The organism is Streptomyces sp. NPDC003379 (genome assembly GCF_053589195.1).
On record NZ_JBSFRK010000010.1, the window covers coordinates 72,225 to 95,878 of the forward strand.

The 23,654-nt window shown below is 71.1% G+C and carries 20 protein-coding genes; 12 read left to right on the top strand and 8 right to left on the bottom strand.

The annotated features are described in order from the left end of the window. Window positions 1–236: 236 nt before the first annotated feature. Together ACWDVB_RS11805 and ACWDVB_RS11810 are read left to right on the top strand one after the other, a co-directional pair. The gene (locus ACWDVB_RS11805) at window positions 237–899 is read left to right on the top strand and encodes a DUF3105 domain-containing protein (protein ID WP_451514503.1); all 663 of its coding nucleotides are present in this window, start codon (window positions 237–239) and stop codon (window positions 897–899) included. Beyond that, a complete protein-coding gene (locus ACWDVB_RS11810) occupies window positions 896–1,540 on the top strand; it encodes a DUF305 domain-containing protein (RefSeq protein WP_451514504.1) in 645 nt (214 codons plus the stop codon). The genes ACWDVB_RS11805 and ACWDVB_RS11810 overlap by 4 nt, the downstream gene beginning before the upstream one ends. 255 nt (window positions 1,541–1,795) lie before the next feature. Here ACWDVB_RS11810 and ACWDVB_RS11815 read toward each other — a convergent pair whose 3' ends face one another. Continuing rightward, window positions 1,796–2,797: a hydroxyacid dehydrogenase gene (locus ACWDVB_RS11815; protein WP_451514617.1), complete on the bottom strand. Its 1,002-nt coding sequence runs from the start codon at window positions 2,795–2,797 to the stop codon at window positions 1,796–1,798. A gap of 353 nt (window positions 2,798–3,150) precedes the next feature. Here ACWDVB_RS11815 and ACWDVB_RS11820 point away from each other — a divergent pair, with 353 nt between their 5' ends. The 4 genes from ACWDVB_RS11820 (at window position 3,151) to ACWDVB_RS11835 (ending at window position 7,862) form a co-directional block, all read left to right on the top strand. Beyond that, complete coding sequence (locus ACWDVB_RS11820; RefSeq protein ID WP_451514618.1) at window positions 3,151–4,005, top strand: ABC transporter permease; 855 nt, start codon at window positions 3,151–3,153, stop codon at window positions 4,003–4,005. Between the two features lie 29 nt (window positions 4,006–4,034). After that, window positions 4,035–4,898 carry a carbohydrate ABC transporter permease gene (locus tag ACWDVB_RS11825; RefSeq protein ID WP_451514619.1) on the top strand — a complete coding sequence of 288 codons (864 nt, stop codon included), beginning with the start codon at window positions 4,035–4,037 and terminating at the stop codon, window positions 4,896–4,898. 87 nt (window positions 4,899–4,985) lie between these two features. Continuing rightward, complete coding sequence (locus tag ACWDVB_RS11830) at window positions 4,986–6,623, top strand: extracellular solute-binding protein (RefSeq protein WP_451514505.1); 1,638 nt, start codon at window positions 4,986–4,988, stop codon at window positions 6,621–6,623. A 180-nt stretch (window positions 6,624–6,803) separates the two neighbouring features. Further along, the gene (locus tag ACWDVB_RS11835) at window positions 6,804–7,862 is read left to right on the top strand and encodes a LacI family DNA-binding transcriptional regulator (protein ID WP_451514506.1); all 1,059 of its coding nucleotides are present in this window, start codon (window positions 6,804–6,806) and stop codon (window positions 7,860–7,862) included. A 512-nt stretch (window positions 7,863–8,374) separates the two neighbouring features. Here the strand turns inward: ACWDVB_RS11835 and ACWDVB_RS11840 are convergent. Together ACWDVB_RS11840 and ACWDVB_RS11845 are read right to left on the bottom strand one after the other, a co-directional pair. Further along, on the bottom strand, window positions 8,375–9,178 hold the full coding sequence (locus ACWDVB_RS11840; RefSeq protein WP_451514620.1) for an alpha/beta fold hydrolase: 804 nt from the start codon (window positions 9,176–9,178) through the stop codon (window positions 8,375–8,377). Beyond that, window positions 9,175–9,912 carry a DUF998 domain-containing protein gene (locus ACWDVB_RS11845; protein ID WP_451514507.1) on the bottom strand — a complete coding sequence of 246 codons (738 nt, stop codon included), beginning with the start codon at window positions 9,910–9,912 and terminating at the stop codon, window positions 9,175–9,177. The genes ACWDVB_RS11840 and ACWDVB_RS11845 overlap by 4 nt, the downstream gene beginning before the upstream one ends. A 191-nt stretch (window positions 9,913–10,103) precedes the next feature. Here ACWDVB_RS11845 and ACWDVB_RS11850 point away from each other — a divergent pair, with 191 nt between their 5' ends. The 3 genes from ACWDVB_RS11850 (at window position 10,104) to ACWDVB_RS11860 (ending at window position 14,376) form a co-directional block, all read left to right on the top strand. Then, entirely contained in the window at window positions 10,104–10,529 is a 426-nt protein-coding gene (locus ACWDVB_RS11850) for a DUF6153 family protein (RefSeq protein WP_451514508.1), read from the top strand. Window positions 10,530–10,779: 250 nt separating this feature from the next. Next, entirely contained in the window at window positions 10,780–12,483 is a 1,704-nt protein-coding gene (locus ACWDVB_RS11855) for a multicopper oxidase domain-containing protein (RefSeq protein ID WP_451514621.1), read from the top strand. 117 nt (window positions 12,484–12,600) lie between these two features. Then, complete coding sequence (locus tag ACWDVB_RS11860) at window positions 12,601–14,376, top strand: NAD+ synthase (protein WP_451514509.1); 1,776 nt, start codon at window positions 12,601–12,603, stop codon at window positions 14,374–14,376. Window positions 14,377–14,467: 91 nt separating this feature from the next. Here the strand turns inward: ACWDVB_RS11860 and ACWDVB_RS11865 are convergent, their stop codons facing one another. From ACWDVB_RS11865 to ACWDVB_RS11885, 5 genes are all read right to left on the bottom strand, one after another. Then, entirely contained in the window at window positions 14,468–15,685 is a 1,218-nt protein-coding gene (locus tag ACWDVB_RS11865) for an MFS transporter (protein WP_451514510.1), read from the bottom strand. 133 nt (window positions 15,686–15,818) lie between these two features. Beyond that, entirely contained in the window at window positions 15,819–16,847 is a 1,029-nt protein-coding gene (locus ACWDVB_RS11870; RefSeq protein WP_451514511.1) for an endonuclease/exonuclease/phosphatase family protein, read from the bottom strand. A 232-nt stretch (window positions 16,848–17,079) separates the two neighbouring features. Then, entirely contained in the window at window positions 17,080–17,619 is a 540-nt protein-coding gene (locus tag ACWDVB_RS11875; protein ID WP_451514512.1) for a DinB family protein, read from the bottom strand. 71 nt (window positions 17,620–17,690) lie between these two features. Continuing rightward, entirely contained in the window at window positions 17,691–18,326 is a 636-nt protein-coding gene (locus tag ACWDVB_RS11880; RefSeq protein ID WP_451514622.1) for a TetR/AcrR family transcriptional regulator, read from the bottom strand. A gap of 71 nt (window positions 18,327–18,397) precedes the next feature. Further along, entirely contained in the window at window positions 18,398–19,996 is a 1,599-nt protein-coding gene (locus tag ACWDVB_RS11885) for an MFS transporter (RefSeq protein ID WP_451514513.1), read from the bottom strand. Window positions 19,997–20,212: 216 nt separating this feature from the next. Between ACWDVB_RS11885 and panB the strand changes: the two genes are divergently transcribed. From panB to ACWDVB_RS11900, 3 genes are all read left to right on the top strand, one after another. Next, the gene (gene panB, locus ACWDVB_RS11890) at window positions 20,213–21,094 is read left to right on the top strand and encodes a 3-methyl-2-oxobutanoate hydroxymethyltransferase (RefSeq protein ID WP_451514514.1); all 882 of its coding nucleotides are present in this window, start codon (window positions 20,213–20,215) and stop codon (window positions 21,092–21,094) included. Window positions 21,095–21,774: 680 nt separating this feature from the next. Beyond that, a complete protein-coding gene (locus tag ACWDVB_RS11895; RefSeq protein WP_451514515.1) occupies window positions 21,775–22,794 on the top strand; it encodes an ATP-binding cassette domain-containing protein in 1,020 nt (339 codons plus the stop codon). Beyond that, window positions 22,791–23,621, top strand: a complete 831-nt coding sequence (locus tag ACWDVB_RS11900; RefSeq protein WP_451514516.1) for an ABC transporter permease — start codon at window positions 22,791–22,793, stop codon at window positions 23,619–23,621. Before ACWDVB_RS11895 ends, ACWDVB_RS11900 begins: the two co-directional genes overlap by 4 nt. The last annotated feature ends 33 nt before the right edge of the window (window positions 23,622–23,654 follow it).

Sequence of the window (23,654 nt, forward strand, 5' to 3'; positions counted from 1 at the left end):
CGTGCCGGGTTCCGAGCCGTGCCGCGCGCCGCTCTGTGCCCATAGTGCCTGCTGATCGGCTCCTCCGTAACAGCGGGCCGCCCCCGGGACCGCCCTTGTCCTGTCCCGCCTCCTCGCGTCCGCAGGCCGTTACGGGGACTGGAAGACACCCTGTGGTCCGGGCTGTCCTCGCCTTACGATCAGCGGACTCGTTCGTCGTCCCGTACGTCCCTTTCTTAGTCTTAGAAGGACACATCATGGGTTCCGCCAAGAACAAGAGCAACGCGTCCCGCAAGGCCCGGATAGAGGAGATGCGCCAGGCCGACCGCGCCCGGGAACGCCGGGGCCGCGCCCTGGCCATCACGGTCGGCGCGATCGTCGTCGCGGCGCTCGGCGTGGGCGGCTTCCTCCTCTTCTCCAATGCCTCGGACGACTCCTCCGACACGAAGGCGGGCTCGGGAGCCTGGCCCAAGTACAAGGTGGCCGAGGACGGCGAGAAGGTCTGGGGAAAGCTCGGGCGTACGCACGTCGCCGAGAAGGTCGACTACCCGATGACTCCCCCGGTGGGCGGCGACCACGACCAGGCCTGGATGAACTGCAACGGCGACGTCTACGAGAAGGAGCTCCCGGAGGTGAACGCCGTGCACTCCCTGGAGCACGGCGCCGTCTGGGTCACGTACAACGACAAGGCGGACCCCGCCGACCTGAAGAAGCTCGCGGCGAAGGTCAAGGCGACGCCGTACTCGCTGATGAGCCCCGTCAAGGAACAGAAGGACCCCGTCATGCTGACGGCGTGGGCGCACCAGCGGACGGTGACCGGCGCGGACGACCCGAAGGTCAAGGAGTTCTTCGCCAAGTACGTGCAGGGCAAGCAGACCCCTGAGCGCGGCGCCGCGTGCACCGGCGGGCTGGCTCAGTGAGGGTTCCGACCGGCCGGTGCCGCACGAACTGGGCCGTCGGCGCCGTCGCGGCGGCCGCCGTCGTCGCGGGCGGCATCACGGCGGCGGTCGCCGCGACGCACACCGGCTCGGGGGGCGCCGACACTCCGGCGAACTCGTCGGCCGACGCGGGGTTCGCCCGCGACATGGCCGTCCACCACCAGCAGGCCGTCGAGATATCGTACATCGTGCGGGACCGGACCGACGACGAGGACGTGCGGCGGCTCGCGTACGACATCGCCCAGACGCAGGCCAATCAGCGGGGCATGCTGCTGGGCTGGCTGGACCTGTGGGAGCTGCCGAAGGTGCCCGACGGGGCGCCGATGGAGTGGATGGGCATGGACGACGTGCCGCCGGGCAAGGACGGCGCGCTGATGCCGGGAATGGCGACGAACACGGAGCTGGCGCGGCTGGGGAAGCTGAAGGGGCGGGAGGCGGAGGTGCTGTATCTGCGGTTGATGACGCGGCACCACCGGGGTGGGGTACATATGGCGGAGGGCTGTGTGGAGCGGTGCGAGGTGCCTGTGGAGCGGAGGCTGGCCCGGGGCATGGCCGAGTCGCAGTCCTCGGAGATCTCGCTGATGGAGGGACTGCTGAAGGCCCGCGGTGCGGGGAAGCCGTGACGTCGGCCTCGCCTGGGCTGGCCCTGACCTGGGCTGGGCTGGGCTGGCCTGGGTCGGCCTGGACCGGACCGGCCTGGGCCGGTGCGGGGCACGGCAGGGCGGGGCGCGGCAGGGCGGGGCTGGGCCCATCCCTCCGGACACCAGACTTCTCGCTCCCGCCGACGGCGTGCCCGCCGTCCTCCCGGGCCGCCTCCACGAAGCTCCGCCTGATGAACCGGTACGGCGTACTGACGGCCCGGACCCGACCAGAAGGGCCTAGGCCAGGCGGGCGAGGTCCGCACGGAGGAGGCGGCCGCGGAGGGGTGCTCCGGCGACGTGCCGTTCGACCTCGGCGACCGCGTACGCGCCGAGCCGCCGCACCTCGTCGCCCTGCGCCCCCGCGATGTGCGGGGTGACGAGGACGTTCGGGAGGTGCAGCAGCGCGTGGTCCGCGGGCAGCGGCTCGGGGTCCGTGACGTCCAGGAACGCGTCGAGGCGGCCCGTGCCGCACTCCCGCGCCAGCGCCTCCGTGTCGACCAGTGAGCCCCGGGCCGTGTTGATGACGGAGCCGCCGTCCGGGATCAGTCTCAGCATGGCCTCGCTCAGGAGGCCACGGGTTTCAGGGAGTTGGGGCGCGTGCACCGTGACGATGCTGCTGCGGGCGCACAGTTCGGGGAGCCCGACCAGTTCCGCGCCGAGCGACTCGGCTTCGGCGGGCGTCACGTAGGGGTCCGTGAGCAGCACGCGGTACCCCGCGTCGGAGGCCCGCAGAGCGGTGATCACGCGGCGCCCGATGCGGGACGCCCCGATGACCCCGATGGCGCGCGCGTCGCCCCCGGTGCGCTCGGTGAACGACGGCCACCCGGCCGCGTACCCCGCGGCGGTCCGCAACGCCCCCTTCGCCGCGAACGTGATCGCCGCCAGGGTGAACGCCACGACAGGGCCCGCGTTGGCGTCCGCCGCCGAGGAGACGGCGATGCCCCGCTCCCACACCGCCTCCGTCACCATCGTCTTGACCGAGCCCGCCGCGTGGACGACCGCCCGCAGGCGGGGCGCGTGGGCAAGGACCTCGGGTGTCAGCGGTGGGCACCCCCAGCCCGTGATCAGCACTTCCGTCGAGGCCAGGACCGCACGTGACGCCACGGTGGTGAGCGGTGCGGACAGGACCGAGGGCGCCAACTCCACGCACGCCGCGAGCCGTTCGCGCAGATCCGGCGTGAAGACGCGGTCCGCGACCTCGGCGCCCATCGCCAGGGCCGCCATCGGCAGGGCCGCCATGGGTGGACCACCGGCCCGCCCCGCCCGCTGTGTCCGGTCTGTCTGATCTGCCACGCGTGACCGTCCCTCGTAGTAACCGGTTACTCACCAGCGTCTGGAGGCTAGGACCATCTGGGGACAGTGGTCAAGAGATCGCCTGACAGAGGGGGTTGACCGAGGACAGTAACCGCTTTAGATTCCGGGCACCTTATTCCGACGACGGAGGGGTTGCCGTGCCGACGGTGACGAAGGACCGGGCGGAAACCGAGGCGGTGAAGCCGCCCGGCAGGCGCGACAGCGGGTCAAGCGGCGGGAGAACGGGGCGCGACACGCTGTGGAAACGGTTTCAGCGCACCCGCTTCCTGGTCCTGCTCATGGCGCCGGGGCTGGCGTACTTCCTGGTCTTCCACTACGGCGCCTTCATCGCCAACGCGGTGGCCTTCAAGGAGTACGTCCCCTTCGACGGCCTGTGGGCAAGCCCCTGGGTCGGCGTCGCGAATTTCGAGCGGATGTTCGGCGACCCGGACTTCTGGCACGCGACGTGGAACACCTTGTTCATCGCGGTGCTCCAGCTCGTCTTCTTCTTCCCGGCGCCGCTCGCCATCGCCCTGCTCCTGCACAGCCTGACCTCGGACCTGCTGCGCCGCTTCACACAGTCCGTGATCTATCTGCCGCACTTCCTGTCGTGGGTCGTCGTCGTCGCGCTCTTCCAGCAGGTGCTGGGTGACACCGGCCTGCTGAACACGACGCTCAGCGACTCCGGACTGCACACCGTCGACATCATCGGCAACCCGGACGCGTACAAGCCGCTCGTCGTCATCGAGGTGGTCTGGAAGGACGCCGGCTGGGGGACCATCATCTTCCTCGCCGCGCTGATGCAGGTCGACGAGCAGCTGTACGAGGCGTCGGCCATCGACGGGGCCGGGCCCTGGCGGCGCTTCTGGCACGTCACGCTGCCCAGCATCCGGCCCATCATCATCCTGCTGCTGATCATGCGGCTCGGCGACATCCTCTCCGTCGGCTTCGAACAGATGCTGCTGCAGCGGCAATCGGTCGGCCCGGAGGTCGGCGAGGTCCTCGACACCTTCGTCTTCTGGCAGGGCATCGTCGGCGGTGACACCGGATACGCGGCGGCCGCCGGTCTCTTCAAGGGCGTCGTCGGCGCGGCGCTCGTCTACACCGCCAACCGGGTCGCCCACCGGCTCGGCGAGCAGGGGGTCTACAAGTGAGTGCCGGACACGTCACCAGGCCCGCCTGGATGGAGAAGCCCCGGTTCGCGACCAAGGCCGCCAAAGGGGTGGCGGTCGTCGTGGTTCTCGCGCTCGTCCTGATCCCCTTCCTCGTCATCGTCTCGACCTCGCTCGCCTCCAACCGCGAGGTCGTGGACAACGGCGGCTGGGTGCTGTGGCCGGGCGATCCGACGCTGCGCGCCTACCGGACCATCCTCAGCGGCGGCATCGTCACCAAGGCGCTCGGCGTGAGCGTCGGTCTCACGGTCCTCGGCACCCTCTTCTCACTCGCGTGCACCACCTTCCTCGCGTACGCCCTGGCCCGCCCCGGCGTCTTCGGCGGCAAGCCCGTCCTCCTGCTGATCCTCTTCACGTTCCTCTTCCCGCCCGGCATGATCCCCGCGTTCCTACTGGTCAAGGGCATGGGGATGATGGATACGTATGCCGCGCTCATCGCCCCCGTCCTCATCAACGTCTTCAATCTGATCGTGCTGCGCGGCTTCTTCCAGGGCATACCCGAGGAGCTGTACGAGGCGGCCCGGCTCGACGGCGCGGGCGACTGGCACATCCTGTGGCGGATCGTGCTCCCGCTGTCGAAGGCGGCTCTCGCCGTGGTCTCCCTCTTCTACGCCGTGAGCTACTGGAACGCCTGGTTCCATGCCTCGATCTACATGGAGTCGGACCATTGGCCGCTCTCCCAGGTCCTGCGTACGTACGTCATCGGCGGCTCCCAGATCGCCGACACGGGCCTGAGCGAGGCCGGCATGGTCTCCGCCCCGCAGACGACGCAGATGGCCGTCCTGGTGATCGCCACCGTGCCGATCCTGGTCGTCTATCCCTTCCTGCAGAAGTACTTCACCAAGGGCGTGCTCACCGGCGCCATCAAGAGCTGACCTCACTGACCTCACTGAGCTTGCCGAGCCAACCGAGCTTTCCCCAACCGTCGTACAGAAGGGCTCATTCACGTGTCCGGTTCCTCGATGTCGCGGCGTACGCTGCTCCGCTCCATAACCGTCGGCGGCGCCGCGCTGGCCGCCCCGTCCGTCCTCACCGCCTGCTCGACCGGCTCCGGCGGCGGTGGCAACGTATCCAACGCGGGCAAGAAGGCGGCGCCCTGGCCGACGTACACCCCCGCCAAGGGTCCCGCCCCCGACCTGGCACCGACCACCGGGGGCGTGCAGCCCGGCTACACGAAGTACCCCGAGAAGCTCACCCGGGCGACGGCCGAGAAGCCGGGCGACGGCAAGCAGAAGATCAGGGTCATGACCATCACCTACGGCACGCCGCCGAAGCCGGTCGGCCGGAACAAGTACTGGCAGGCGGTGAACGAGGCGCTGGGCGTGGAGATCGAGTTCAGCGTCGTGCCCGACGCGGACTTCCGCGCCAAGATGTCCACGCTGATGTCGGGCGACGACCTGCCCGACATGATCAACTTCGGTGGCGGGTACGTCCTGCCGCGCGAGTCGCAGTTCGTGAAGTCCCGGTGCGCCGACCTGAGCGAGCACCTGTCGGGCGACGCCGTCAAGGACTACCCCAACCTCGCCAACATCCCCACGTACGCCTGGGAAGGCATGGGCCGCATCGCCGGACGCATCTACGGGCTGCCCGTCGAGCGCGCCAAGGTGCAGGGCGCGATGTTCATCAACCGCGACGCCTTCGACAAGGCCGGCTACCGGCCCGGCATGTCCGCCCCCGACTTCCGGGCGATGGCCGAGGAGGCCTCACAGGGCAGGAGGTCCGCTCTCGGCGCCTCCACGGTGGGCTACTTCGGCTACCTCTACCACGCGATGTGGCACGGCGCCCCCAACCAGTGGCAGATCAAGGACGGCAAGGTCACCGACATGTACGGGACCGACGCGTTCAAGGCCGCGCTGGAGTACATGGCCGAGCTGCGCCAGGACGGCTCGTACAACCCCGACGCCACCTCGCTCTCCCAGGTGGACCTGAAGACGCAGTTCTACAACGGAACCGTCCGCTCGATGACGGACGGCTGGGGCGCCGCCATCTCCAACGCCCAGGGCATCAAGGGCGAGTTCACCCTGGACGTCGCCGAGCCCTACGCGGTCGACGGCGTCACGCCCGTCTACCAGCAGAACCGCGGCTGCTTCGGCTACACCGTCATCAAGAAGGCCTCCAAGGACCGCGTCAAGCTGATGCTGCGCGTACTGAACTGGCTCGCCTCGCCGTTCGGATCGAAGGAGTACGAGCTGATGCACTACGGCGTCGAGGACACCCACTTCGCGTACGACAACGCGGGCGACCCGGTCGCCACGGAGCTGGGCCTCGTCGACTCGCGGACCAACCTGCCCTTCCCCTACCTCATGGACGCGCCGCAGCCGCTGTACTACGCCGGCTTCCCCGACCTCACCGAGCGGCTGCACGCCTGGCAGAAGAAGGTCGTGCCGATGCTGGTGCCCGACGACCACTGGGGCCTGATGTCGACCACGTACAACCGGCAGAGCGCCACGATGGACCAGATCATCACGGACGGCGTCATGGCGGTCGTCGCAGGCCGCAAGAGGCTCTCCGACTGGGACGGCATCTACAAGAAGTGGCGGTCCCAGGGCGGGGAGCGGTCGGCCGAGGAGTTCCTGGAGGAGTACGAGGCGGGGCGCTGAGGCGGGGGTTGGGGTTGGGGGTCGGGGTCGGGGGTTGCGGGATGGGCACGGGATGATGGGTCCGGGGCGGTGGTGGTCGTGGGGAGGGCAACTCCGCTCGGGGTCGGCGCTGTTGGCGTCCGGTCGGATACCAGGTGGGCGCCAGTGGCGTTCTGTTGGGTGCTATGCGAGGGAGAGACAGTGGGTGAGCGGGTCACCATCCGCGATGTGGCCGCGCGCGCGGGGGTGTCGGTAGCGACCGTCTCGCGGGTCCTGGCGGGCAACTACCCGACGTCCACGGCGTCACGCGCCAAGGTGCTGCGCGCGGTCAAGGACCTGGACTACGTCGCCAACGCGCACGCGCGCGCGTTGGCGGGCGCCGGACGCAAGACGATCGCGGTGCTCATGTACGACGTGGTGGGCGCGTTCTACGCGCAGGTCGCGCAGGGCGTGGAGATGGAGGCCGCCCAGCACGGCCGCCTCACGCTCGTCTCGTCCACGGGCAGCGACCCCGCCCGCGAGCTGGCCCTGGTCCAGATGATGCGCGAGCAGGCAGCCGAGGCCGTGGTGCTGGTGGGCGGCGTCACGCAGGACGACGAGTACCGGCAGCGGATGGCCCACTACGCGGAGGCCCTCGCGGCGGCGGGCTCCCGGCTCGTCCTGTGCGGCCGGCCGGCGCCGGCGCCCGACGTGCCCGCGCTGGTCGTCGAGTACGACAACGAAGCGGGCGCCCACGCCGTCACCAGCCACCTCCTGGGCGCCGGACACCAGCGGATCGCGCTGCTCGGCTACCAGCCGGGGAACACGACCGGCGAGGACCGCCTGGCCGGTTACCTCCGTGCGCTCGCCGACCACGGGGTGCCGCGCGGCGACGCCATCCTCCACGGGGTCGGCTTCGGGCAGAACCACGGCTACCGGGCGATGCGGGACCTGCTCGAAGCGGCGGACGGCCGGCCGGAGTTCACGGCGGTCTTCGCGGGGGACGACCGGGCGGCGGCGGCGGCGATCATCGCGTTGCGGGAGTACGGGTTGCGGGTCCCGGAGGACATGTCGGTCGTCGGCTACAACGACGACCCCGTGGCCGCGGACATCACTCCCGGTCTGACGACCGTGCGCATCCCCGCCGAGGAAATGGGCCGCACGGCGGTCCGCCGCGCCTTGGCCGGCGGGCCGCGCACGGGCCAGGAACGTCACCTTTTGGGCACGCACATTGTGATCCGCGACAGCGTACGGGTTGTGCGGGGCGGCCCTCTTGGGTGAGGGGGCTTCTCCCTGCGGGGCGGGGCTGAGCCTGCGCCGGTCGGCGGGGCCGGGCGGGGTTTACGCCGGTCGGCGGGGCGGGGCCGAGCGAGGCCGGTCGTTGGGCTGGGGGCTGAGCTACGCCGGTCGGCTGGGCCGGGGCTGGGCGGTACCGCCGGGCTGGCCGGTGGGCGGGCTGGGCGGTTTCTGCGACTGACGACCGGCCGGTCCGTCCAAGCCCGCCGCTTCGCGGCGGATCTGTGCCACCCACCCGCCCGTTTACCCGGCACCGAGCAGGCACCGTAGGACGGCAGACGGCTGCCCCTACGGTCCCTGCCCGATGCGGGGTGAACGGGCGGGTGGGTGGGAGACATCCGCCGCGAAGCGGCGGGAACGAGTAACCCCATCGCCCGACAACCGGCAGACCAACCCGCAGCCCCTACGGTCCCCGCCCCATGCGGGGCAAACGGGCGAGTGGGTGGGAGACGATCGCCGCGAAGCGGCGGGGTTCCGCCCCGGCAAAGCCAGGCCGCTCACCCGCCCCCGAGCCCCGCGAGAACCGCCCCCGCCACATCCCCCGGCCGATCCCACATCGGCAGATGGCCCGAAGGCCGCGCCACGCGAAACCCCCCGCCGAGGCCGAAGGCCAGCCCCCGCTGACGACCGAGCCACTTCCCCGAACCCCCCGCGTAAGCGGCAAGCACGGTCACAGGCACCCCACCAGGCAGAGGAAGGGCCCGCCGCAGCCCCGCCAGCTCCACCGCGAGGTCGCCATACGTCGCGTACTCCATGAGCGCCGCCCGCCACACCCTCCCGGCCCCGTACACCCCGGCCCACGGAGTCGGCGCCACCCGCCCCCGCAGCGCGGGCCCCACCGCCCGCGGCACCCCCACCGCGCACAGAAACGCCCCGCACGCGCGCGTGCCCGCCACCCGCGCCCCGCGAGACACCCGCACCCGGGGCCGCTCCTCGACGCTGGAGTCGACGAGGACGAGCCCCGCCGTACGTTCCGGATACAGCCGCGCGAACGCCTCCACATGGAACCCGGCAAGCGAGTGCCCGACCACCGTGACCTTCTCCCCGCCGAAACCGACCCCGTCCAGCACCCGCAGAATCCGTTCCGCCTCACCGCGCAACGTGGGCGCCACGCGCGCGTGCCCGCTGAGTCCAAGCCCGGGGCGGTCGAAGCGGACGACGGTCCGGTGCGGCGCGAGCAGCGGCACCACCGGGTCCCAGTCGAACCAGCCGAGCCCGAGCCCGGCGCTGAGCACGCAGACCGGCCCGTTCCCGGTCACCTCGACGTGGTGCGGCACTCCTCGGATGCGTACGAAGGTCATCCGCGCCGCACAGCCGACGACGCGGCGGCGGCGGCCACCAGGGACCACGCGAGGACCACGATCCAGACCGCGATGAACAGCACCTGGAGCCGTTGCCCGACCCCGAGCCCCCACGTCCCCCGCCCCGCCTCCAACGCGGCGACGGACGCCAGCGTCCACCCGGAGGCGGCCACTTCGAGGACGACGAGGACCGGGCCGGTACGCGCGAGGGCGGGCCACGCGCCGACACCGCGCCGCGCCGCGAGGGTGAGCAGCACCATGCCGAGCAACGCCCCGCCGACCGCAAGGCTGCTGCTGACGGCGTGCGCGGAGTGCGTCCAGGGCACGGCGCCCGCCGCCTCCCGCGCGGCGCACCCGGCGTCGGCGGTCGGCGCGCAGCTCAGCGGCAGCCGCGAGTCGGCCGCTGTGGCCGCCCCGAACAGGGCGATCCCGGCCCAGCCCGCCACGGCCGGGCCTCGACACGGCAGCCACACCAGCGCGCCCACCGCGCCCGCGAGGACGAGGAGCCCCGCCAGCAGGTCGGCGGTACGGAAGAACATCCCGTACGGCTGGTCATGGGCGGCGAGTTCACTGACGTACGCCTGGAGGGGTGAGAGGCCGGTCGGCAGGAACGCCTCGATGGTCCAGGTGGTGTACAGGAGCGTGCCGAGCAGCAGCAGGGCAGGGACGACGGCGTGGGCGACGACGGGCCGCCGGCGACCGCTGCCGTGCGGGTGCGTCGGCCGTGGAGGCATGGAGGCGTCCGCCATCGTGGAGGGTGAGCTCGGGGGACACACGCTAGGCAGCCGATCGTGACGGCCGCTGATCGGGGTGGAAGCCGCACGGCTCGCCGAACGCCTCGTCCGTAGTCGTCATACGTTCATGATCACTGCAGCGGTGGCAGCCCGCATGTCGTCGGATACCCGGCGGGGGTAGGGTCTGCCTCATGGTGAGGACGAGCGGCCGCGGGGGCTATGGGCAGTTGCTACTGCTCGCCGCGCTGCTCTTCGGGATCGTCACCATGCATACGTTGGGGCATCCCTCGGACGGCCACGGAGCCGGAGCTTCCGCATCTGCCGAACCGGCGGCCATGGGGCACGGCGCCCATTCCGGGCAAGGCGTCCACGCCGGGCCCGCGTCGGAGTCCACGTCGGAGCCGCACGGCATGACTGGCATGGGGATGGATCCGCTGTCCGTGTGTCTGGCGGTTCTGGGAGCCTTCACGCTCGTACTACTGGTGCGGGCGGGGCTGCTGAGGCTGGGCGGAACGCTCGCCCGCGCCCCCGCGACCGGGCATCTTCCCAACGCCCCGCGGCCCGAGGCGCCGCCGCCCCGCGTTCTGCTCGCCCGTCTGTCGGTGCTGCGCATTTAGACCGCGCCCCGGCTGCTTCGCGCTGCCCGGAGGACTCGTGCTGTTCCGGTGGGAACCCATGGGCGTCGAGCGGTGTACCAGAAGCAGCGGACGCGCCCGATTCGCACGCACCACCACGACGAGGTGTCACCCAACCATGCGCCACCAGACCCCGCGCACCACTCCTACTACCCCACTCACCCTTCCGACTTCACCCACCCTTTCGACCCCACTCGCCCATTCGACCCCGCACTCCCCTTCGCGCCGCGCCCTGCTCGGCGCCGCCGCTGCTGTCGCCGGGACAGGAATACTGACGGCCTGTTCCGGTTCGGGTTCGGATTCGGATTCGGGCTCAGGCGGGCACGGCGGCAGCCATGGCCGGGCCGGCGGCGCGTCCGGCACCGAGGGATACGTGGACCCGGCGGGCCCGGAGGTCACCGCCGCCGAGAAGAAGAGGGACCACGGCGGCCGGGTTCGTGAAGTGAAGCTGATGGCCATGGAGACCAAGCTCGACCTGGGCGGCCCCACGGTCAGGACGTGGGCGTACGGGGAGGGGCTGCCCGGCAAGGAGGTCCGCGTCACCGCGGGCGACACCCTCGCCCTGACCCTCGCCAACCACCTCCCCCAGGCCACGTCCCTCCACTGGCACGGCATCGCCTTGCGCAACGACATGGACGGCGTCCCCGGCCTCACCCAGCAGGACATCAAGCCGGGGGCGGACTTCACCTACCGGTTCGCGGTGCCGGACCCGGGGACGTACTGGTTCCATCCGCACTCCGGCACCCAACAGGACCGCGGGTTGTACGCGCCCTTGATCGTCGAGGACCCGAAGGAGCCGTTGAAGTACGACAAGGAGTGGGTGATCGTCCTCGACGACTGGGTCGACGGGGTGGACGGCTCGACCCCGGACGGCGTGCTCGCGGAACTGAGCAAGGGCATGGCCGACCACGACATGGGCGGGAACGCAGACCCGGACGAGGACGAGGGCGGCTCCTCAGGCGGCGAGAACCACGGCGGCCACGACATGTCGAACATGTCTCACGCGGCGGCACGGACCGCACCCTCCCCGAAGCTGAAGTCAAGGCCGAAGCCGGAGCCGGAGCCGGAGCGGACCGGCCCCGGCCCCGGCCCCGGCCCCGGCCCCTCCCGGATGATGATGGGCGCCAAGAGCGACCTGCTGGGGGGCGACGCGGGCGACGTCGCGTACCCGCACTACCTGATCAACGGCCGTACGGCGACGTCGCCCTCCCAGTTCCGGGCCCGCCCCGGAGACCGCATCCGGCTGCGCATCATCAACGCCGGCGGGGACACGGCCTTCCGCGTCGCGCTCGGCGGCCACGAGATGACGGTGACGCACACGGACGGCTTCCCCGTGGAGCACGCGACGACGGACGCGCTGCTGCTCGGCATGGGCGAGCGGTACGACGTCCTGGTCACCGCCAAGGACGGCGCCTTTCCGCTGACCGCGGTGGCCGAGGGCAAGAAGGCGGCGGCGCTCGCGGTGCTGCGTACGGGCGGCGGGGCCGCGCCGTCCGCGTCGGCCCGCCCCATGGAGCTGAAGGGCCGCCTCCTGACGGCGGACAAGCTGAGGTCGCACGAGTCCGTCGCCCTGCCCTCCCGCAAGCCGGACCGCACGATCAGGCTCCAGCTGACGGGCGGCATGGCCAAGTACGACTGGGCCTTCGACAAGAAGCCCTACTCCCCCGGCCGGCGCCATCCGCTGCGCGCGGGCGAGCGGGTCCGCCTGGTCTTCGCCAACTCCACCTCGATGTGGCACCCCGTGCACCTCCACGGCCACACCTTCGCCCTGGCGAACGTGGTGAACGGCCCCCGCAAGGACACCGCGATCATCCTGCCGAACGGCACCCTGACGGTGGACTTCGAGGCGGACAACCCGGGCCTGTGGATGGTCCACTGCCACAACGTCTACCACTCGGAGGCCGGAATGATGACGGTGCTCGGCTACCGCGCCTGACGGCAGCGGCCGCCAGGACGGAGTCGCCAAGCCGCCCCTCCCGGACCGCCGCCGTCCGGGAGGGGCGTCACCCCGGGCCGCCGGGCATCGCGTCGCTCTGACGATTACACTGGGCGCGTGCCTCAACTACGTCTCGCCCTGAACCAGATCGACTCGACCGTCGGCGATCTCGCCGGGAACGCCGAGGCGATCGTCCACTGGACCCGGCACTCCGCCGAACAGGGGGCGCATCTCGTCGCGTTCCCCGAGATGGTGCTGACCGGGTACCCCGTCGAGGACCTCGCCCTGCGGTCGTCCTTCGTCCAGGCCTCGCGGGACGCGCTGCACGCGCTCGCCGCCCGGCTGGGCGACGAGGGCTTCGGCGAGCTGCCGGTCGTCGTCGGCTATCTCGACCGCACCGAGGAGGCCAAGCCCCGGTTCGGCCAGCCCGCGGGAGCGCCGCGCAACGCGGGCGCCGTGCTGCACCGGGGCGAGGTCGCGCTGACCTTCTCCAAGCACCACCTGCCCAACTACGGAGTCTTCGACGAGTTCCGTTACTTCGTGCCGGGCGAGACGTTGCCGGTCGTGCGCGTGCACGGCGTCGACGTCGCGCTGGCCATCTGCGAGGACCTCTGGCAGGACGGCGGCCGCGTCCCGGCCACCCGCAGCGCGGGGGCGGGGCTGCTGCTCTCCATCAACGCGTCGCCGTACGAGCAGAAGAAGGACGACCAGCGGCTCGAACTGGTCCGCAAGCGCGCCCAGGAGGCCGGCTGCACCACCGCGTACCTCGCGATGATCGGCGGGCAGGACGAGCTGGTCTTCGACGGTGACTCGATCGTCGTCGACCAGGACGGTGAAGTCATCGCGCGGGCGCCGCAGTTCGCGGAGGGCTGCGTGGTCCTGGACCTCGAACTGCCCGCCGCCGCTCCCGTGCCGCCGTCGGGCGTCGTGGACGACGGGCTGCGCATCGAGCACGTCACGCTCTCCGAGGAGCCCCTTCCCGCGTACGAGGCGGAGCTCACGGGCGGGTACGCCGAGCGGCTCGACGACGACGAGGAGGTGTACTCGGCGCTGGTCGTGGGGCTGCGGGCGTACGCCGCGAAGAACGGTTTCAGCAGCGTCCTGATCGGGCTCTCCGGCGGCATCGACTCGGCGCTGGTGGCGGCCATCGCCTGCGACGCGCTGGGCGCGGGGAACGTGTACGGGGTCGCCATGCCGTCCCGTTACTCGTCCGAGCACTCCATCGGCGACGCGGAGGAACTGGCGCGGCGCACCGGGCTCAACTTCCGCACCGTGTCGATCGCCCCGATGTTCGACGCGTACATGGGCTCGCTCGGTCTCACCGGGCTCGCCGAGGAGAACCTCCAGTCGCGGCTGCGCGGCACGATGCTGATGGCGATCTCCAACCAGGAGGGGCACATCGTGCTGGCGCCGGGCAACAAGTCCGAGCTGGCGGTGGGGTATTCCACGCTGTACGGCGACTCCGTGGGCGCGTACGGCCCCATCAAGGACGTCTACAAGACGTCGATCTTCCGGCTCGCGCGGTGGCGCAACCGTGCGGCGCAGGAGCGGGGGCAGACGCCGCCGATCCCGGAGAACTCCATCAGCAAGCCGCCGAGCGCGGAGCTCCGGCCCGACCAGGTCGACACGGACTCGCTCCCCGACTATCCGGTCCTCGACGGGATCCTGGAGCTCTACGTCGACCGGGACCAGGGGGCCGAGGCGATCGTGGCCGCGGGCTTCGACCGGGCCCTGGTGACGAAGACGCTGCGGATGGTGGACACGGCGGAGTACAAGCGGCGGCAGTACCCGCCGGGCACGAAGATCTCCGCCAAGGGCTTCGGCAAGGACCGCCGCCTGCCCATCACCAACCGCTGGCGGGAGTCGGCCGCCGGCGAGCCCGCCGCGGGCTGACGTGAGCGGCCTTGTCGCGCCCGCACCCACCACTGGGTGCGGGCGTTCCCGCTTCCCGGGCCGTTCTCCGGCGCTGGAGGCGCCCGCCCGGTCAGTGGTGGGAGGGCTCCCGGTGGCCCGCGGTGCCCGAGGCGACCAGGCGTTCGGCGCCCGGCGCCGGCGTGCCGCGGCGGTCGACCACGTAGGCCGCCCCGGCCACGGCGAGGCCGAGCACCGCGAGGACCGCGCCCGTCAGCGCCGGAGACGTCACCCCGAAGCCCGCCGCCAGGGCGAGCCCACCGATCCAGGCACCGCCCGCGTTGGCGAGGTTGAACGCCGCCTGGTTGGCGGAGGAGGCCAGGGACGGGGCCGCCGACGCCTTCTCCATGACCATCAGCTGCAGCGGCGACCCCGTGGTGAACGCCGCCATGCCGAGCAGCGTGACCGCGAGCGCCGCGCTCCAGCCGGTGCTCATGAGGAGCGGGAAGAGCGCGAGGACGGCGGCCAGCGCGGTGAGGCCGCCGAAGAGCGTGCCCCGCAGGGAGTGGTCGGCGAGGCGACCGCCGAGGAGGTTGCCCGCCGTGGCGCCCACACCGAACAGCGCCAGGAGCAACGTCACGCTGGATTCGGCGTAGCCGGCCGCGTCCGTCAGCATCGGCGTGATGTAGCTGTACGCCGAGAAGAGCGCTCCGAAGCCCGCGACGGTCGTACCGAGCGCGAGCCAGACCGGCACGCTGCCGAGCGCCCGCAGCTCGCCGCGCAGACCGACCCCGTCACCGTGCCCGTGGTCGGCGGGGACGAGAAGGGCGAGCGCGGCGATGGCGAAGAGGCCGATCGCGCTGACCGCGAGGAACGTGGCGCGCCAGCCGAGCTGCTGCCCCATCGCCGTGGCCACCGGCACACCCACGATGTTGGCGACGGTCAGGCCGAGGAACATCAGGGAGACCGAGCGGGCCTTGCGCTCGGGGGCGACGAGCCCGGTGGCGACGACCGCGCCGACGCCGAAGAAGGCGCCGTGCGGCAGACCGCTGAGGAAGCGGGCGGCCAGCAGCGAGGCGTTGTCGGGGGCCACCGCCGACAGCGCGTTGCCGACGACGAACAGCACCATCAGGCCGATCAGGACGCGGCGGCGCGGCAGCTTCGCGGTGACGGCGGCGAGCAGCGGGGCGCCGATGACGACGCCGAGCGCGTACGCGGAGACGAGATGTCCGGCGGTGGGGATGGATATGTGCAGGTCGTCGGCGACGTTGGGCAGCAGGCCCATCATCACGAACTCGGTCGTGCCGATGCCGAAGGCGCCCACGGCGAGGGCGAGCAGGGCCAGGGGCATGAAGAAGTACCTTCCACGGAAGCAGAGGACGGGCCGGCGCCGGGCGTGACCGACGGCGGGCCGGGAGGGTGAGCGGGAATCCGTAAGTTTACGTACGGAACAAAGTCACGCGTACCCAGTATTCCGTGAAGTCCTACGACGTCAGGTCGACCCGCGCCGCGATCGGCAGATGGTCGCTGTCCGTCTCCGGGAGCGTCCAGGAGGAGACCGGCTCGACGCCCTTGACCATGATCTGGTCGATCCGCGCCATCGGGAACGACGCGGGCCAGCTGAAGCCGAAGCCGTTGCCCGCCGCACCCTGCGTGGACCGCATCTGGGAGGTGACCGCGTTCAGGGCGCGGTCGTTCATCGTGCCGTTGAGGTCACCGAGCAGGACGACCTTGTCGAGCTGCTCGTCGGCGATGGCCTCGCCGAGCGCGTCGGCGCTGTTGTCGCGCTGGTTGGCGGTGAAGCCCGCGTCGAGCTTGACGCGCACCGACGGCAGGTGGGCGACGTAGACGGCGACCTCGCCCTTCGGCGTGTCGACCGTCGTACGCATCGCGCGGGTCCAGCCCAGCTTGATGTCGACGGGCCGGGTGTCGGCGAGCGGGTACTTGCTCCACAGACCGACGGTGCCCTCCACCGAGTGGTACTTGTACAGACCCGACAGGGCCTTCTCGTACGTGGGGACGGCGTCCGCGGTGAGTTCCTCAAGGGCGATCACGTCGGCGCCGGACGCGGCGACGTCCTGGGCGGTGCCGGTCGGGTCGGAGTTCTCCGCGTTGACGTTGTGCGTGGCCACGGTGAGGTCGCCGCCGGTCCCCGACTTGTCGCTGATCAGGCCGCCGAACGAGTTGAGCCAGATGATCACCGGAAGGAGCAGGGCGATCAGCGCGGTGGCGGACTTGCGGACCACGGCGATGACGAGCAGCACCGGGACGAGGACGCCGAGCCACGGCAGGAACGTCTCGGTCAGGCTGCCGAGGTTCCCGATGTCGTTGGGGATCTGCGCGTGGAAGAGCATCACCAGCGCGATGAGGACCGCGGCGCCCGCCGTGACCAGCCCGCGCTTCCAGATGCCCGGGTCGCCGCGCCAGCCGTCGAGCAGGCGCCGGAACCGGGACCCGGGACGCTCGGGCCCCGAGCCGCCGCTGCCCGTCTCCGTCATATACGCCTGCGCCATACCGTCGTCGCCTCACTGCCTGCTGCCGTGCACACCGTTGGTCCGCCCCTGGAAACACTAGGGGATGAACGGTGTCCTCCCTGCCGTCCACGACGGCCGTACAGGCACCAGGACGATCGGGGCGGCGCGGCAGGTTCCTGAACAGCCCATCATGGCGCCCGCTGTGACGAAACGCGCATACTCACGGCGCGGCGTCCGCGCGGCGCGTACCCCGCACCGCCGCACCGCCGCGCTAGCCCATGCTCTTGGCGCCGTCCAGGGACTCGCGGACGATGTCGGCGTGGCCCGCGTGCTGAGCGGTCTCGGTGACGATGTGCATCAGCACCCGGCGGGCCGACCACCGCCCGCCCGGCTCGAACCACGGGGCCTCGGGCAGCGGCCACGTACTTCCCAGGTCGGGCAGCGTGGTCACCAGGTCGTCGGTGCGGCGGGCCGCTTCCTCGTACGCGGCCAGCGCACCGGCCAGCGTCTCGCCGGGCAGCAAGCGGAACTCGTCCTGCCGACGGGCCCAGTCGGCCTCGGTCATCGCCGTGAAGTCCGGCATCGCCGACGGTCCGCGCAGGATGAAGTCCGCCCAGAACCGCTCGACCGCGGTGACGTGCTTGATGAGACCGCCCAGGCACAACTCGCTCGCGGTCGTCCGCAGGCGGGCCTGCTCGTCGGTGAGCTCACGCGTGGTGAGGCGCAGGAAGTGCCGCTGCTTGGCCAGCGCCTCAAGCCACTCGGCGCGCTCACCGGTCATGTTCTCGTCCGTCACGGTCGTGTCCGTCATGGTCTCCGCCTTCGCGTGCTGTTGCGTGCTCTTCCGTCGGTCAGGAGCACACACGCTAGAGGCCATATAGGTCAGATTCTGTCCGCGGGGCGCAGCCCTTCGAGCACGGTGTCGACGATCCGCTCGGGCAGGTCGTCGCCGAGCGGGGCGTCGGGCCGCATGATCGTGCGCAGCAGCATCGGCCCGACGAGGAGGTCGTTCGCCATCTCGATGTCGACGTCCCCGCGCAGCTCACCGCCCGCGACGCCCCGCCGCAGCACGTCGTAGGTGAGGCGGCGGCGGGGGTCCACGACCGTGGCGTGGTAGGCCTCCCACAGCTTGGGCAGCGCCTTCATCTGCGCGAAGACGTTGTGCAGCATCGCCGAGGAGCGCATGTTCAGGCCGCGCCGCCGCAGCCCCTCCAGGAGGCAGACGAGGTCGTCGCGCATCGAGGTGCCGGGCAGCTCCGGGTCGGGCTCCTCGAAGACGCGCAGGACATCGACGAAGAGGGCTTCCTTGCCGTCCCAGCGCCGGTAGATGGTGGCCTTGCCGACGCCGGCGGTCCGGGCGATCCGCTCGATGGAGAGTTCGGTGAGCGGCACGCCGTCCTCAAGGAGCCGCACCACGCCGTCGATGATGGCCTGCTCCACGGCCTCGCTGCGGGGGCGGCCCCGGCCGCCCTTGGCGAGCGGCACCCCGTTCGCGGCGTGCGCGCGCCCCTTGGCGATGTGGACCACGTCGTCTCCGTCCCGTCTGTCTCCGCGCCGGCCGGCGGACCGGCTGCCGGGCCGATTGTCCCTCAGCGCCCGGCGGCGCCCACCGGCTCGGCCTCCTTCTCCTCAGGGCCCGCCTCCGGCGGCGTACGTCCCGGCAGGAACAGGAAGACGACCACCGAGCCGATCACGGCGACGCCCGCGCCCCACAGGGCCGTGACGTGCATGGCGTGCAGGAACGAGTCGTTGGCGGCGGCCACCAGGGGCTCGCCCCGGGGGCCGAGCTTCGCGGCGACGCCGAGGGTGGCCTCGATGGACTCGCCCGCGGTGTGCCGGGCGCTCTCGGGGAGCAGGGTCAGCTTGTCCTCGACGCCGTTGCGGTACGCGGTGGACAGCACCGAGCCGAGGACCGCGATGCCGAGCGCGCCGCCGACCTGCCGGAAGGTGTTGCTGAGCGCGGAGGCGGAACCGGCCTTCTCGCGCGGCAGGGCCTGCATGATCACGACGCTGGTGGGCGTCATGATGTGCGCCATGCCGGTGCCCATCAGGAAGAAGATGACCTCCAGGATCCAGATCGGCGTATCGGCGTCGAGGGTCGTGAAGGACGCCAGCGTCGCCATCACCAGGAGCAGGCCGCCGGTGCACACGGCCCGTACGCCGAAACGGTCGACGACCAGGCGGGCGCGCGGCGCGAAGATGAGCTGGGCCGCGGCCAGCGGCAGCATCAGCAGGCCGGTCTGCAGCGGCGAGTAGCCCCGCACGCTCTGGGTGTAGAAGACCGAGAAGAAGGTCACGCCCATCAGCGCGAAGAAGACGAGCGCGATGGCGCTGATCGCCGCCGAGAAGACCCGGTTCTTGAAGTACGAGATGTCGACGGACGGGTGGTCGCAGCGCTTCTCGTACAGCACGAAGGCGACGAGGACGGCGAGGCCCGCGAGAACGGTGCCGAGGACGGCCGGGTCGGTGAAGTCGGCGAGCTGTCCGCCCTTGATGATGCCGTAGACGAGCAGGACGAGGCCGACGACGGAGAGCGCGACGCCGACGAGGTCGATGCGCCCGGGCCTGGGATCGCGCGAGTCGGGCACCAGCCAGACCATCAGGGCGACCGCGATGATCACGATCGGTACGTTGATGAGGAAGACCGAGCCCCACCAGAAGTGGTCGAGCAGCACGCCGCCGGTGATGGGGCCGATCGCGATGGCGAGGCCGACACCGCCCGCCCAGATGCCGATGGCCTTGGGCTGCTCGTCGCGTTCGAAGACGTTCATCAGGACGGCGAGCGTGGCCGGCATGACGAAGGCCGCGCCGAGGCCCATCAGCGCGCGGAACGAGATGAGCTCGACGGGCGAGCCGGACTGCGCGGCGAACGCCGAGCCGATGCCGAAGACGACGAGCCCCGCGAGCAGGACCTTCTTGCGGCCGAGCCGGTCGCCGAGCAGGCCCGCGGTGAAGAGCAGCCCCGCGAAGACGAGCGTATAGGCGTTGATCGCCCACTCCAGCTCGCCCTGGGTCGCGCCGATGCCGGTCGGTTCCGGGGTGGAGATCGTCTTGATGGCGACGTTCAGGATGGAGTTGTCGAGTACGACGATCAGCAGGCTCAGCATCAGCACGCCGAGGATCGCCCAGCGGCGCCGGTGCACGGCTTCCGGGATGCGGGGAGGGGTGGGTATGGCGGGAGTTGACATGTGATCCAGCGTAGGCCCATTTCGATACGAGACCGTCTCGTATTGTAATTTCTTTACCCGGCTGCCGGCTGCTCGGCTCCTCGACTGCTCGGCTGCTCGACTGCTGGGTGGCTCGTCCTGGAGGGCCACTAGCCTCCGGGCGGTACCTGGTGCCACCATGGGAGTGATCCGGGGACGCCGTCAGGGCGCCTCGAGATGACAGAAGGAGCCGTTGCGATGACGCAGCTTCCGGCTGCCCAGAAGAGCGCCGACGCCCAGCGAAGCCCCGACAGCAGCAAGGCGCTGTACGGCGGCAAGGGCACACGGCGCATCACTGTGCGTGACATCACCGCCGCCAAGGAGCGCGGCGAGAAATGGCCGATGCTCACCGCCTACGACGCGATGACCGCGTCCGTCTTCGACGAGGCGGGCATTCCCGTCATGCTCGTCGGCGACTCGGCGGGCAACTGCCACCTCGGGTACGAGACGACCGTGCCCGTCACCCTCGACGAGATGACCATGCTGTCGGCGGCGGTCGTACGGGGCACGAGCCGTGCCCTGATCGTCGGCGACCTGCCGTTCGGCTCGTACCAGGAAGGCGCCGTGCAGGCGCTGCGCTCGGCGACCCGCCTGGTGAAGGACGCGGGCGTCGGCGCGGTGAAGCTGGAGGGCGGCGAGCGTTCGCTGGCCCAGACCGAACTCCTGGTCCAGTCCGGCATCCCCGTCATGTCCCACCTCGGTCTGACCCCGCAGTCCGTGAACACGATGGGCTACCGCGTGCAGGGCCGCGGCGAGGAGGCGGCCCAGCGGTTGCTGAACGACGCCAAGGCCGCGCAGGACGCCGGCGCCTTCGCCGTCGTCCTCGAACTGGTCCCCGCGGAACTGGCCGCCGAGGTCACCCGCTCCCTCCACATCCCGACCGTCGGCATCGGCGCGGGCGCCGAGTGCGACGCGCAGGTCCTCGTCTGGACGGACATGCTGGGCCTCACCGGAGGCAAGATGCCGCGCTTCGTCAAGCAGTACGCGGACCTGCGGGGCGTCATGACGAACGCGGCGAAGGCGTTCGCGGACGATGTGGTGGGCGGGGGGTTTCCGGCGGAGGAGCATGCGGTTCGGTAGCCGGCGTTTGCCGGTGGCGCTTGGGCGGCGACGTCGCTCTGCCTGGGCGGCGCCTTTGCCTGGCGGCGCTTGGGCGGTGACGGTGCCCTGGCCGGGGCGGCGCCTCTGCCTGGCGGCGCTTGGGCGGTGACGGTGCCCTGGCCGGGGCGGCGGCGCCTCTGCCTGGCGGCGCTTAGGCGGTGACGGTGCCCTGGCCGGGGCGGCGCTTGAACCGTGACGTCGCTCTGCCCGGGCGGCGCCTCTGCCTGGCGGCGCTTGGGCGGTGACGGTGCGCTGGCCGGGGCGGCGCATGAACCGTGTCGGTGCCCTGGCCGGGGCGGCGCCTCTGCCTCGCGGCGCATGAACCGTGACGGTGCCCTGGCCGGGGCGGCGCTTGAACCGTGACGGTGCCCTAGCCAGGCGGTATATGGACCAATGCGGCACCATGGCAGCCCGTCGATCTTCCCCCGTCGGCGGGCTGCCCCTTTCTCGCCCCTGGGCGTCGGGCGGGCTTCGGCTGTCGGCCGGTTCGCCCGCCTGTCGCGCCGCTTCGCGGCGGGTTCTCTCACACCCGCCCGCCGGTTACCCCGCATCGGGTGGCGGCCGGGCGTAGCCGGAGAGAGAGCCCGCCGGAGGCGGGATGTCAGGGCTGTCGGTGGGATGTCGGTGGTTTGTCGGTGGCGGATGGCACTGTCTACCCCATGAAGCGAATCGACAAGAACCCCGGCGGCGCAGGGAGCGCGGTCACCGTAAGGGGACTGGTCAAGCACTACGGCGAGACCAAGGCACTGGACGGCGTGGACCTGAACGTACGCGAGGGCACCGTCCTCGGCGTGCTCGGACCCAACGGCGCCGGCAAGACCACCCTCGTGCGCTGTCTGTCCACCCTGATCACCCCGGACGCGGGCACCGCCTTCGTCGCCGGTTACGACGTGGTCCGCCAGCCCCGCCAGCTCCGCCGGGTGATAGGCCTGACCGGCCAGTACGCCTCGGTGGACGAGAAGCTCTCGGGCCGCGAGAACCTGTACATGATCGGGCGCCTGCTCGACCTGTCCCGCAAGGAGGCCAGGTCCCGGGCCGACGGCCTGCTGGAGCGGTTCTCCCTCACGGAGGCCGCCAAGCGCCCCGCCAACACGTACTCCGGCGGTATGCGCCGCCGCCTCGACCTGGCCGCGTCGATGATCGGCAGCCCGGCCGTCCTCTATCTGGACGAGCCGACGACCGGCCTCGACCCCCGTACCCGCAACGAGGTGTGGGCCGAGGTCAAGCGCATGGTCGGCGACGGCGTCACCGTGCTGCTCACCACGCAGTACATGGAGGAGGCCGAGCAGCTGGCGTCCGAGCTGACGGTCATAGACCGCGGCAAGGTCATCGCCAGTGGCGGCATCGACGAGCTGAAGGCGAAGGTCGGCGGCCGCACGCTGCGGGTCCGCCCGGCCGACCCGCTGGAGCTGCGCCCGCTGGCAAACGCCCTGGACGACCTGGGTCTGACCGGCCTCGCCACGTCGACGGTGGACATCGAGTCCGGCACGGTCCTGGTGCCGATCCTCAGCGACGAGCAGCTGACGGCCGTGGTCGGCGCGGTCACCGCGCGCGGCATCACGATCGGCTCGATAGCCACCGAACTGCCCAGCCTGGACGAGGTGTTCCTCTCCATCACCGGCCAGAAGGCGAGCGCCCCGCAGGACGTCCGCCCCGAACTCGAGGAGGTTGCCGTATGAGCAGCACCACTCTCACGCCGCCCCTCGCCAAGGGGCAGAAGGACGACGCCCGCATCGGCCTGCGCGGCCACGTGCGTCACACCAGCGCGCTGGTCCGCCGCAATCTGCTGTGGATCCGCCAGGACCCGGAGTCGATGTTCGACGCGGTCCTGATGCCGATCGTCTTCACACTCCTGTTCGTGTACGTCTTCGGCGGCTCGATCGGGCAGGCGCTCGGCGGCGGTCAGGACCAGTACGTGCAGTACGTGGTCCCGGGCATGATGGCGATGATGAGCATGAACATCGCCATGGCGGTCGGCACCGGCTTCAACCAGGACTTCCAGAACGGCATCATGGACCGCTTCCGGACCCTGCCGATCGGCCAGGGCTCGGTCCTCTTCGCCAAGATCGTGGTGGAGGTGATGCGGCTGCTCATCGCGACGACGATCATGATGATCGTCGGTGTCCTCGTGGGCTTCGACATCACGAACTGGGGCGGCCTGTTCGCCGCTGTGGGCCTCTCCGCGCTCTTCGGCACGTCCATCATGTGGATCTTCCTGGTCCTCGGTGTCTCGATGAAGAGCGCCCAGTCGGTGCAGGCGATGGGCTTCCTGGTCCTGATGCCGCTGCAGTTCGGCTCGTCGATCTTCGCGCCGACGCAGTCCATGCCGGGCTGGCTCCAGGGCTTCACCGATTACAACCCGCTCTCCTCGCTCGCGGACTCCGCGCGCGGCCTGATGGTCGGCGGTCCCGTCGCGCACGACGTGTGGGTGACGGTCGGCTGGTCGGTGGTGCTCACGCTGGTGATGGCGCCGATCGCGATCCACAAGTTCCGCACCAAGAGCTGACCACCGGGTTCATACGGATTCAGCTGGGTTCGT